This is a genomic window from Pseudomonas sp. FeN3W, assembly GCA_030263805.2.
GTDB lineage: Bacteria > Pseudomonadota > Gammaproteobacteria > Pseudomonadales > Pseudomonadaceae > Stutzerimonas > Stutzerimonas stutzeri_G.
Genome location: CP136010.1, coordinates 2095995 through 2108078 on the forward strand (window position 1 = coordinate 2095995; position 12084 = coordinate 2108078).

At 63.2% G+C, this 12084-nt stretch carries 10 protein-coding genes and 1 pseudogene; 5 read left to right on the forward strand and 6 right to left on the reverse strand.

The window, feature by feature from the left end:
• Positions 1–15: 15 nt before the first annotated feature.
• A complete protein-coding gene (locus tag P5704_010085; protein WOF80793.1) occupies positions 16–1878 on the forward strand; it encodes an NERD domain-containing protein/DEAD/DEAH box helicase in 1863 nt (620 codons plus the stop codon).
• Between the two features lie 142 nt (positions 1879–2020).
• On the opposite strand, the pseudogene P5704_010090 reads toward P5704_010085, so the two are convergent.
• From P5704_010090 to P5704_010110, 5 genes and pseudogenes are all read right to left on the reverse strand, one after another.
• Positions 2021–2164: pseudogene (locus P5704_010090) on the reverse strand (DUF4113 domain-containing protein).
• Positions 2165–2409: 245 nt separating this feature from the next.
• Positions 2410–3120 (reverse strand): GNAT family protein, encoded by a 711-nt coding sequence (locus tag P5704_010095; GenBank protein ID WOF80794.1) that lies wholly within the window; start codon positions 3118–3120, stop codon positions 2410–2412.
• A 2-nt stretch (positions 3121–3122) separates the two neighbouring features.
• Positions 3123–3932, reverse strand: coding sequence for a PAS domain-containing protein (locus tag P5704_010100; GenBank protein ID WOF80795.1), 810 nt, complete (start codon positions 3930–3932; stop codon positions 3123–3125).
• Positions 3929–4591: a response regulator gene (locus tag P5704_010105; GenBank protein WOF80796.1), complete on the reverse strand. Its 663-nt coding sequence runs from the start codon at positions 4589–4591 to the stop codon at positions 3929–3931. The genes P5704_010100 and P5704_010105 overlap by 4 nt, the downstream gene beginning before the upstream one ends.
• Positions 4588–5676 carry a histidine kinase gene (locus P5704_010110; GenBank protein WOF80797.1) on the reverse strand — a complete coding sequence of 363 codons (1089 nt, stop codon included), beginning with the start codon at positions 5674–5676 and terminating at the stop codon, positions 4588–4590. Before P5704_010110 ends, P5704_010105 begins: the two co-directional genes overlap by 4 nt.
• A gap of 321 nt (positions 5677–5997) precedes the next feature.
• Here P5704_010110 and P5704_010115 point away from each other — a divergent pair, with 321 nt between their 5' ends.
• The 4 genes from P5704_010115 (at position 5998) to P5704_010130 (ending at position 11626) form a co-directional block, all read left to right on the forward strand.
• The gene (locus tag P5704_010115) at positions 5998–7368 is read left to right on the forward strand and encodes an NAD(P)/FAD-dependent oxidoreductase (GenBank protein ID WOF80798.1); all 1371 of its coding nucleotides are present in this window, start codon (positions 5998–6000) and stop codon (positions 7366–7368) included.
• Positions 7369–7440: 72 nt separating this feature from the next.
• Positions 7441–9786 carry a DUF1989 domain-containing protein gene (locus P5704_010120; protein WOF80799.1) on the forward strand — a complete coding sequence of 782 codons (2346 nt, stop codon included), beginning with the start codon at positions 7441–7443 and terminating at the stop codon, positions 9784–9786.
• A gap of 240 nt (positions 9787–10026) precedes the next feature.
• Positions 10027–11394, forward strand: a complete 1368-nt coding sequence (locus P5704_010125) for an ammonium transporter (protein WOF80800.1) — start codon at positions 10027–10029, stop codon at positions 11392–11394.
• 55 nt (positions 11395–11449) lie between these two features.
• On the forward strand, positions 11450–11626 hold the full coding sequence (locus P5704_010130; protein WOF80801.1) for a hypothetical protein: 177 nt from the start codon (positions 11450–11452) through the stop codon (positions 11624–11626).
• A 68-nt stretch (positions 11627–11694) separates the two neighbouring features.
• Here P5704_010130 and P5704_010135 read toward each other — a convergent pair whose 3' ends face one another.
• Positions 11695–12033, reverse strand: a complete 339-nt coding sequence (locus P5704_010135) for a multidrug efflux SMR transporter (GenBank protein ID WOF80802.1) — start codon at positions 12031–12033, stop codon at positions 11695–11697.
• Between the last annotated feature and the right edge of the window lie 51 nt (positions 12034–12084).

A 12084-nucleotide genomic window follows, 5' to 3' on the forward strand; every position in this document is an offset into this window, starting at 1 on the left:
AGGATTCGCGGGAACATGGAACGTTTCGTATCACCACCGATTGAGCAATTAGAGAGACTTCGCCAGCCTCTGACCCCAGGCGAACGACTTGTTTTCAATCTCTTTCATGAAAAACTGGCACCAGAGTGGGAGATTTATATCCAGCCGCATCTAAATGGCTTGAGGCCGGACTTCGTTCTTCTTAACCCTAGGGTTGGGATTGCCGTATTCGAGGTTAAGGACTGGAGCCTGGATGCAATGCGGTACTGGACTGAGAAGAGAGACGGGAAGGCTCCCAAACTATGTGCAAACGATGGGAATAAATCGTTCTCAATTCAAAGCCAGAACCCCGTTGAGAAAATATTTAGGTATAAGCAGGAAATATACAATCTATACTGCCCAAGGTTGGATGGGCATGCAGGCTTTGCCATAATCACGGCAGGCGTTATATTTCCGTTTGCGAAGCAAGAGCAGATTAATAGCTTACTGAAGCCCTGCCTAGCTTATAGAGGAATGCTGGAATGGCCCCAATACAATCCGATCTCTGGTTCTGAAGCAATTGCGGGAAGCAGCATTAACATGGTTTTTCCAGAAAGCCGCCGATCTTCGTCACGATTTATGACGGAGGATCAGGCTAACGACATGAGAAACTGGCTTGTTGAACCAGATTACGCTGCCACGCAACGAAAGCCTATCGACCTGGATGCTGCACAAAGAAGCTACGTGACTTCACGTACTCAGTCTGGCTACAGGCGAATCAAAGGTCCCGCAGGTTCTGGCAAGTCTCTAATTCTTGCGGCCCGAGCAGCGCAATTGCTTAGCGAAGGCAAAAAAGTCCTTGTTGTAACCTTCAACATAACTTTGCTGCACTATCTTATGGATGTTGCGGTGAGGTGGCCAAGCTCTCATGGACGGACAAGGCAAGGAATAACGTGGCTTAACTTTCACGCTTGGTGTAAGCGGGTCTGCGAAGAATCTGACCGTGAGGGTGAGTATCGCGATCTTTGGAAAGGAAGCGAAGGACAGGAACATCACATCCTAAGCACACAACTTCCTGCACTCGTCGCAAGTTGTATGGACGCAGACAATGAAGAAATTATACAAAGATACGATGCTGTACTTGTCGATGAAGGTCAGGATTTCCTTCCAGCTTGGTGGAGTGTGTTACGAAAGGTATGTCAGAGGAATGGAGAGATGCTGCTCGTCGCTGACGCTACACAGGATATTTATGGGACTGCCCGATCTTGGACCGACGAGGCTATGACTGGCGCTGGCTTTCCTGGTGGTAGATGGGCAGAGCTTCAGACTTGTTACAGACTTCCGCCAAGAGCCATGGAGGCTGCGCGCAATTTTGCTAGTCGCTACTTGCCCAGTGATACCGTCGATTTGCCCAACGGGCCTCAGGGAGAGCTTGATCTATATCCCTGCCACTTGCGATGGGTACAAATACGCTCTGAATCATCCGTGCAAATCTGTGCGGAGGAAATCTTAAGAATGGCGCCCAGGGCTAGGGATGATATTCTAGCAATTACAGATATTACTTTTCTGACGGGCAGTCAGGCGATGGGCGCAGATGTAGTAAATGCTCTTGATTCAAAAGGAGTAAACGCAGTCCACACATACAGCTCTGACAAAAAAGACTCTCGTCGGAAGAAGATGGGGTTTTATATGGGCGATGCGAGAGTCAAGGCAACAACACTTCATAGCTTTAAAGGTTGGGAGTCTCGTGCAATTGTTCTTTTTGTGGGGAAGAAAATTGACAGTCAAGCCTGTGCATTGATTTATACGGGGCTCACACGACTAAAGCGTCATGAAAAAGGTAGTTATTTAACGGTTGTTTCGTGCGCAGGCGCTCTTGCTGAGTTCGGAAAGTCATGGCCAGACTATGAGGAAAAGTAGTGTGTGCTAATTGCGGCCTATTCATTCAAACCGACGCCGCTTCGCGGCACGGCTTAATTCAGGCGTTAGGTACTGACTGCTTATGGCCGATCTCAGCCCATCTCCACAGACCGCTATGGGTCGAAAGCGGCCCAAGCCGACCTCAAATCACCCGCATCAACTCATCCCATCGAGTCGTATACCGCTGCGACATCATCTCCCGCTTCATTGCCCACTCCGGCACTGCCGAAACCCTACCAAGGCGAACGGTTCCCCTGCCCTCATGCGCATTGATCCGATCGAATACCTGGAAGCGCTGCGGTACGACAAACCGATCGAAGGATCCCGCGTAGCGCTTCATCACCTCTCTGAAACGCTTTGCGGAATCAGCGTTCGAGGACCGGAACAGCACCCCAACCAAGACAGCACGCGGGCACAGCGAACCACAGAAGGCTGCGGAAACATCTGCTGCACGCACGGCTGGAGGGGCGGAAGCACCCCATCACGAATGGAGTGCTTACCTAAGCGGCCGCCACAGAAACTTACCGGCAGTTAGGCTGTAGCCCTAATTGCCGCCAATGACCGGTGCTGTTTTCCATCCACATCGAAATTATCCAGGCTCAGCCAAGCGTCGAACGCGGCCTTGATGGTGGGCCAGTCCTCGCCAATGATGGAATACCAGGCGGTATCGCGATTGCGCCCCTTGTATATCGCAGCGCGGCGAAAGGTTCCCTCGTATTGAAAGCCCAGGCGCTCGGCGGCCTTGCGAGACGGTCCGTTCAGGTCGTCGCACTTCCATTCGTAGCGGCGATACCCGAGTACATCGAAGGCATAGGCCATCAGCAGGTACTGCGCCTCGGTCGAGCGCGTCGACTGTTTAAGCAACGGGGAGAAGGCAACACTTCCGACCTCGATGACGCCGTTCGCCGGGTCGATACGCAGCAGCGCCAGGGTGCCGATCGCCCTGTCGGAACTCGCATCGATGACGGCGAAATGCCGGGGGTCGACGCTTCGGGCCGCTTTGTCAGCATATTCTCGATATTGCTCGACGCTGCCGAAAGGCTCCATCGACAGGTAGGTCCAGTCGCTGTCGTCGCCTGCAGACCGATAGGCGGCGAACAGGTCGGCGGCATGAGCCGTGGCGTCGAGGGGTTCCAGGCGGCAGTGCCGACCGGTCAAGGCCACAGCGCCTGGCTGCGGTCTCGGTGTCCAGTTCGCAACTGGCAAACCGATGGTCTGCCCAAATTCATTCGTTCTTGCCATCGTCACCGTCCTGATTGGCGCACTGTGCGGGCCTGCTCCATCACCACCCCTTCGAGGCCGAGCACTTCGCCCGCATCGGAGTAGATGCCGCAACCACGCTCCTGGACTGCCTTGGGGTGGGCGTCGGCACCGACCAGGCGGTACTCGATGGTAAATCGCTGCCGCGTGCGGAGTGCTCGCTGAATCTCCTGCCAGACATGTTCCCTGTCCGCAACGTGGATCAGGCTGTTATAGGTCAAGCTGCGGTTGTCTACCAAGCGCTCCACGCTGTAGCCAGTCAGGGCGAGGCAGCCGGCGCTGACGTATTCCATGGTCCAGTCACGGTTGTTGCGGCAGCGATAAACCATCATCGGCAGTCCGTCGAGCAGGTTGTTGAGGCTACGGTGACTGGCCTCTAGCCGCCGGTGTCCGGGGATTTGCGCACTGACGTCGGCGAGGCTGGCAAGAAAGCCCTGGTGCTGGCGGCACAAGCGCACCTCCACCCAGCGCAATTCGCCGGCATGCGTCAGATAGCGAAGCACGAAGACCCGCTCGGATTGGCCAGTGCGCAACGCCTCGAGTGCCTGGTTCCAGTGGGGCTGGTCCTCGATATGGATGAAGTCGACGTGCCGGCGCGACAGACAGTCGCCACACCGGTGGCCGCTCAGCCGCTCCCAGCCGTTGCTCAGGCGTGACATTCGGCCTGCCTCGTCAAGCCGTACCAGCGCCAGCGGGAGACAATCGAGGTCGTCGCGTGGGTCGCTGGCAGGCATCTGCCGCCAGCGCCACAAGAGGCCGTTTAAGGCGAACCGACAGCCTTGCAGGAGACTCATGCGCCTTCCTCCCAACCAGAGATATGGCCGCTGCGATAGGCCCAGGCCGCCAGTTCCAGGCGTGAATGCAGGTTCAGCTTGCTGAGCAGGTGCTTGACGTGGATTTTCACCGTGCCGTCGCTGATACCGAGGCGGCGGGCGATCAGCTTGTTGTTCAGCCCTTCGGCGATCAGCGCCAGCGTCTGCCGCTCGCGTTCGGTCAACTCGGCCGGGGCCGCCGCTGGCGGGCCGCGCTCGCGCAACCCGCAGGCCAGGACCTCGGTGAGCGCCGGGTCGAGCACCAGCCGCCCGCTGACGCAATCACCGAGCGCGGCCAGCAGGGCGTTTGGATCAATGTCCTTGAGCAGGTAGCCGTCGGCGCCAGCCTGCAACGCGGCGAGCAGATCCTGATGCGCGGCCGAGGCCGTCAGCACCACCACGCGGCTGGCCGGCGATTGGCACTTGAAGTCCGCTAGAACCTGCAAGCCACCGATGCCGGGCAGGTGCAGATCGAGCAGTACCAGGTCCGGGACCAGTACCGCAGCCAGGGCCAGCCCCTCCGCGCCGGTCGAGGTGCTGCCGACCACGGCGAAGCGCCCGCTCGCATCGAGCAGTTCGGCGACTCCGCGGCGCAGCAGCGGATGATCGTCTACCAGCAGCACGCGCAGGTGCCTTGTCATGGCGGACTCCAACGCAGGCGCACCAAAGTGCCGCATGGCTCGGCCGGCCCGATCGAAAGCTCGGCGCCGATCGCCGTGGCGCGCTCTTGCATAATCCGCAAGCCGTAGTGGCCTTGCTCCGACGGCATCTGCCGCAGGCCCAGGCCATCGTCGCTCAGGCGCAGCTCGAAACCCTGTCGGTCCTCCTCGCGCAGTTCGATAAGCACCTGCCGGGCATGGGAGTGACGCATCACGTTAGTCAGCGCCTCGCGCACGACCTGCAGGACTTCGAACGCCACCGCATCGGGCAAGTGTTCGGCCGGTAGACGGTTGTCCAGCTCGAATACGCAGCTGCTGCGACGCGAGAATTCCGCCACGCAGGCTTCCAGAGCCTGGCGCAGCGAGCGGCCATCCATGCCGGGGCGGGCGGTGGCGATCAGCGCGCGCACCTGGCGATGCACGCACCGCAGCTGTTCCTGCAGGTCGTGCGCCATGATGCGGACTTGTTCCGGCTCGTCCAGCACGGCCAGCAGGCGAGTGGCGCGGATCTGTAGGTAACTCAGCTGCTGCGCCACCGAATCGTGCAGCTCGCGGGCAAGCAGGGCGGGGTCCATTGCGGTTTCGCGCCGGCCTCGCGCCCTGCCCCGCCGCAGCGCGCGCAGCACGTCACCCAGGCGCGCGGCCAGTTGCGCCGCCTGCCGTTGCAGCAACCAGCCGGGAGGGCTTCGGTAATCGAGCAGCAGCACGGCCAGCCGACCGCGCTCGAGCTCCAGCGGACAGATCAGCCGATGACGTCCGGCGGCCAGGCAGGTAACGCAGCGCTGAGCACCGTCAGCGGCCGACAGCGGCTGGCCGTGGGGGCAGGCATCGGGCGCCTCGCCAAGCACCTGCCAGCCGCCATCCTGCGGAGCGGGCAGCAACAGCCAGGCGCGGCGCGCCGGCGTGTGCCTGGTCAGGGAGGCCAACAGCGCCAGCAGCGGCGCCTGGCTGTCCGGCTGTTGCAGCAGGCGCAGCGGCAAGTCGCCGAGCAGGCGTTCGCACGACTCCGGCCTGGTTCGCCGGTCGGCGAGCCAGGTTCGTGCGGTGTTACGCATCAGCAGCAGCATTGGTGCCCCTTCGAGGTTTCCCACCCGCTAGCACCCAGCAATTTTCACACCACGCGCCTCGTAGCTGGCGATAGCAGACGATAGCGCCCAAGTATCAATAACTTGGGCCAGCCCGCCATCCGCTGCGGAGGCTGCCCAAGCCGCTGCCACGCTGCACTAGGATGGCCCCTGCTGCGCTGTCGCTGGGCGATCCCGACCCGCTGGGGCGCATCTATCCCCAACGGGGTATCCCTAGCAAGGCAGTTTCCCGGCGCTGGCAAAGCCCTAAGGTATTTCTCAGCAGGAAACAAACTTTCCAGAAAACACATGAGGAAACCCAGCATGAGCACCCGTATCGCCATCATCGGCGCAGGTCCCTGCGGCCTGGCCCAGCTTCGCGCCTTCCAGTCCGCCGCAGCCAAGGGCGCCGAACTTCCCGAACTGGTCTGCTACGAGAAGCAGAGCGACTGGGGCGGCATGTGGAACTACACCTGGCGCACCGGCCTGGACGAACACGGCGAGCCGGTGCACGGCAGCATGTACCGCTACCTCTGGTCCAACGGTCCCAAGGAATGCCTGGAGTTCGCCGACTACACCTTCGACGAGCACTTCGGCAGGCCGATGGGCTCCTACCCACCGCGCGAAGTGCTCTGGGACTACATCAAGGGGCGCGTCGAAAAGGCCGGCGTGCGCCAGTACATCCAGTTCAACACGGCGGTGCGCGGGGTCACCTTCGACGAGGCCAGCGGGCTGTTCAGCGTCACCGTGCACAACTACGACGAGGACCTGACCAGCACCCGCGAATTCGACTACGTGGTGGTCGCCAGCGGCCATTTCTCGACGCCCAACGTGCCGCATTTCCGCGGTTTCGAGAGCTTCGCCGGGCGCATCCTGCACGCCCACGACTTCCGCGATGCGCTGGAATTCAAGGGCAAGGACGTGCTGGTGGTGGGCAGCAGCTACTCGGCCGAAGACATCGGCTCGCAGTGCTACAAGTACGGCGCCCGCTCGATCACCAGCTGCTACCGCAGTGCACCGATGGGCTACAAGTGGCCGGCCAACTGGGAGGAAAAGCCGCTGCTCTCGCATGTCAGGGGCAGCACCGCCTACTTTGCCGACGGCAGCAGCAAGCACATCGACGCGATCATCCTCTGCACCGGCTACAAGCATCACTTCCCCTTCCTCGATGAAAGCCTGCGGCTGAAAACCGGTAACCGCCTCTGGCCGCTGAACCTCTACAAGGGGGTGTTCTGGGAGCCGAACCCGAAGCTCATCTACCTCGGCATGCAGGACCAGTGGTACAGCTTCAACATGTTCGACGCCCAGGCCTGGTATGCCCGCGACGTGATCCTCGGGCGCATCCCGCTGCCCGAGCGCGTCCACATGCACGCCGAAAACATCGCCTGGCGCCAGGAAGAGGAAACCCTCGAAACCGCCCAGCAGATGTTCGAGTTCCAGGGCGAATACATCCGTCAGTTGATCGAAGCCACCGACTACCCGTCCTTCGACATCGCCGCGGTCAACCAAACCTTCCTGCAATGGAAGCAGGACAAGTACGAAGACATCATGGGCTACCGCGACAAGTGCCACCGCTCGCTGATGACCGGCACGCTGGCCACCCCCCACCACACCGAATGGCTGCAGGCCCTGGATGATTCCCTGCAGGCCTATCTCTGCGACGAGCCGGAACAGCGCCTGAAAACGGTTGGCTGACCGACGGCCGCCCCAGGCCAGCACTGCGGGGCGGCCGCGATGCCTTTCCCATCGAATCCAGCGGAGCCCGCCATGAACCTTCCCGTTTTTTCCCGCCCCAGCGAACCGGCGCTGTTCGCCCGTGCGCCTGCGCTTGAACGTCACCGCGTCGCGCCGGGCGGCCTCACCGTGGTCAGCCTTGAGGCCGGCGATCGGCTGGAGGTGATCGATATCGAGGGCGACCAGCCGGCCGAACTCGCCGCCTTCGCCGACGACGGCCAGCCCGCGCTGGCCGCCCTGGGCCTGGAAGCCCGGATGGATGCCGACTTCATCGCCCGCCTGCTCGCCGCTGGCGGTAGCGATGCCGCCAGGGTGCGCCTCGGCCTCGCCCGGCATCGTGTCGACTGCAGCCGTACGCTGGTTGCCGCACGGCTCTGGCCCGCCGCGACGCCAGCCGGCTTTGCGCGGCGGCTGGAGGCCAGCGACAACCTGCTGGTGGTGGTCGCCGCGCCGGGTGGGCACACGCCAGTGGACGGCCAGCGACGCGCCAGCGAACTGCGCCTGCTGATCCAGCGCGCCAACCCTCGGCAGACTCTCCGTCCGCCGCTGCCGGAGCCGATCGGCGAGCTGCTCGACGAATTCACCATCCGGCCCGGCAGCGCCCGCGACTATCGGGTCGGCGCCGGCCAGTACATCCAGGTCATCGACGTCGCCGGCCGGCAGTGCTCGGACTTCGTCGCCTTCGACCGTCGCGGCCTGGATGCCGGTCACCAGATCGACCTCGACCCGACCGTCACCCGCACCCTCAACGGCCATGCCTATCCCGGCCCCGGCCTGTTCAGCCGCTTCTTCGACCGCAACATGCAGCCGATGCTGGAGGTGGTGCGCGACACCGTTGGCCGCCACGACACCTTCGCCCTGGCCTGCACGGCGCGCTATTACGAGTCGCAGGGCTACTTCGGCCATGCCAACTGCAGCGACAACATCAGCCGTGCGCTGGCCGGCCACGGCGTGCACGCCCGCCCGGGCTGGCCGGCGATCAACTTCTTCTTCAACACCGCCATCGACGCCCACCAGCAGCTCACCCTCGACGAGCCCTGGTCACGCCCCGGCGACTACGTGCTGCTGCGCGCCATGACCGATCTGGTCTGCGCCAGCAGCAGCTGCCCGGACGACATCGACCCGGCCAACGGCTGGCAGCCCACCGATATCCACGTTCGCCTGTATTCCGAAAAGGAGCGCTTCAGTATCGCCATGGCCACTCGCAAGACTCCCGACGCCGATCCGGTGCTGACCCGTGAAAGTGGCTTCCATCCGGCTACTGCCGCACTTACCCGGCACTTCGTCGATTACCGCGGCTGGTGGACGCCGACCCATTTCGACGGCTTCGGCGCCATCGAGGAATACCACGGCTGCCGCGAGCGGGTGGCGGTGATGGACCTGTCCGCCCTGCGCAAATTCGAAGTCATCGGGCCGGACGCCGAAGCCCTGCTCAACTACTGCCTGACCCGCGACGTACGCAAGCTGGCGGTCGGCCAGGTCGTCTACAGCGCCATGTGCTACGAGCACGGCGGCATGCTCGATGACGGCACCCTGCTGCGTCTGGGGCCCGACACCTTCCGCTGGATCGGCGGCGAAGACTACGCCGGGATCTGGCTGCGCGAGCAGGCGCAGAAGCTCGGCATGAAGGTGTGGATCAAGTCCGCCTCCGAGCAGATCCACAACATCGCCGTGCAGGGGCCGCGCAGCCGCGAACTGCTGCAGCAGCTGATCTGGGCGCCGGCTACCCAGCCTGCGCTGGCCGAGCTGGGCTGGTTCCGCTTTCTGCTCGGTCGCCTGGATGACTACGACGGCTGCCCGCTGATGGTCTCGCGCACCGGCTATACCGGCGAGCTGGGCTACGAGATCTGGTGCCACCCGGACCACGCCATGCAGCTCTGGCAGCGCGTCTGGCAGCTCGGCCAGCCGCTGGGCCTGGTGCCGCTGGGGCTGCATGCGCTGGACATGCTGCGCATCGAGGCCGGGCTGGTCTTCGCCGGCTACGAGTTCTGCGACCAGACCGATCCCTTCGAGGCAGGCATCGGCTTCACCGTGCCGCTCAAGACCAAGCAGGACGACTTCATCGGCCGCGCCGCCCTGGAGCGGCGCAGCGCCCAGCCGCAGCGCCGGCTGGTGGGGCTGGAGCTGGAGGGCAACGAGGTGGCGATGCACGGCGACGGCGTGTTCGTCGGCCGCGCCCAGGTCGGGGTGATCACCAGCGCCACGCGCGCGCCCGTGCTGGGCAAGAACATCGCGCTCTGTCGGCTCGATATCGCCTGCTGCACGCCGGGCACCCGGCTCGAAGTGGGCAAGCTCGACGGCCAGCAGAAACGCATCGGCGCACGGGTGGCGAGCAGCACGGTCGCCTACGACCCGGACAAGAGCCGGGTACGCGCATGACGCGCCCCGGCTCGCCAACGAGCACCCTGCTGGTGCGCAGGCCGCACGCAACCGGGTCCGCGGCGCCTGAGCCCTGAGGCACAAGCCGCGAGCCAGGCGCCTCGCCTTGGCCTGGCACAAGGCTTGCCTTTCCTCTCACGAACTTTTAGTGAGCAAAGATAAAAATCATGACTGTCCGCCAAGACAGCTCCTCGACTCTGCCGCCACACCAAATCAGACCAATGCCTTGAGGGTTACGCGATGGAAGAGCAAACGACACCCACGCTCGAAGAACTGCACGCACTGATAGAGATGACCAACACGCTGAACATGGAAATCTTCTACTGGTGGTGCACGGCGCTGATGGTCCTGATCCACGCCGGGTTCCTCTCCTACGAGATCGGCGCCTCGCGCCTGAAGAACGCGCTGGCCGCCGGGGTGAAGAACATCCTCGCGTTCGGCTTCGTCATCCCCAGCGTGTTCCTCTGCGGCTGGGCCATCTACAACGCCTTCCCGGACGGCCTGGTGCCGCGCATGGATGCCTTGCTGGCGGCCATGCCCTGGAGCGAATCCATGGGGCCCAACCTCACGGACAATGCCACCGGCATCTTCTGGGGCGCCTTCGCGCTGTTCGCCGCCACCACCGGCTCGATCCTCTCCGGGGCGATCATCGAACGGGCGCGGATGAGCGCCTTCATCATCCTCACCATTGCCCTGGGCGGCGTGCTCTGGCTCTTGGCAGCCTCGTGGGGCTGGCACCCCGAAGGCTGGCTGACCGTGCAGTTCGGCTACCATGACGTCGGCGCCGCAGGCGTGGTCCACCAGGTCGCAGGCTTCTTCGCCCTGGCGGTGGTGATCAACCTCGGCGCGCGCATCGGCCGCTTCAACCCGGACGGCTCGGCCAACCAGATCGTCGGCCACAGCATGCCGATGAGCGTGGTCGGCCTGATGCTGATCATCGTCGGCTTCTTCGGCTTCCTCGGCGGCTGCATCATCTACAACGGCGGCGCGCAGTGGATCAACATCTACGGCCAGCCGACCAACCTCTCCGCCTTCGCCTTCAACACCCTGATGGGCTTCGCCGGTGGCCTGATCGGCGCCTACCTGACCACCCGCGAGCCGTTCTGGATGATGTCCGGCGGGCTGGTCGGGATCATCTCCGTGGCGCCGGGACTCGACCTCTACCACCCCGGCCTGGCCTACCTGATCGGCATGGGCGTCGCCGCAGCCGCACCCTTGGTGAACAACCTGCTGCTGAAACTGCAGCTGGATGACGCGGTAGGTGCCTTCGCCGTGCACGGCTTCGGCGGCTTCGCCGGGCTGGTGATCAGCGGCGTCTTCCTCGCCGGCTACCCGAACGTCAACGGCATGGCCGAGATCAGCTTCACCGGGCAACTGGTCGGCGCGCTGGTGATGGCCTCGCTCGGCTTCATTCCCGGCTACGCCATCTCCTACGGGCTGAAGAAGATCGGCATGCTGCGCGTCCCGGCGAACGCCGAGGAACGCGGCCTGGACCTCACCGAAGTGCCCGCCCAGGCCTACCCGGAATGGACCGCCATGTACGGCCACGCCAGCACCGCGGATGGTCGGGAAGTCACCACCCTGGTCGTGGAAGCCAAACCGGCCTGATCGCCACCCAAGGCGCGCCGCTACCGGCGCGCCTCGTTCATACAGGAGCAGGACCATGAGCATCAGTACCTTCGAAGGCGCCAGCGCGGTTTTCACCTTCGCCGACAAGCCCACCATCCTGATGGTGATCACCTTTCTCGTCGCCGCCGTCAGCCTGTTCGCGCTGGTGGCGACCATGATCCACGAGAAACACAGCTACGCCGATCCGCAACCGAAAAAGCTCAAGCACTGACGAGGGCTGGGCGGCAGGCCTGAAGCCTGCCGCCCAGCCTTCAGCACGCCGATACCCCCACCTCGCACCTACCCCGCCGAAAACACCTTCAACCCGACCACCCCGGCGACGATCAGCCCGAGGCAGATGACCCGGGCGGCATTGGCCGGCTCGTCGAAGAAGGCGATGCCCCAGAGCGCGGTACCCACCGCGCCCATGCCGACCCATACGGCGTAGGCCGTGCCGATCGGCAGCGAGCGCGCGGCCATCGACAGCAGCCAGAGGCTCAGGCTGATGAAGAATACGCAGTACAGCGTCGGCCACAGCCGGGTGAAACCATCGGACCTGGGGATCACCGCGGCGTAGCAGATCTCGCTCAGCCCGGCGAGGATCAACAGTCCCCAGCCACCACTCAAGGCACTCATCATCGGTCAGCTCCAGACGTCTACGGATCCCATGGCAAAACGGGCGCGCATCGC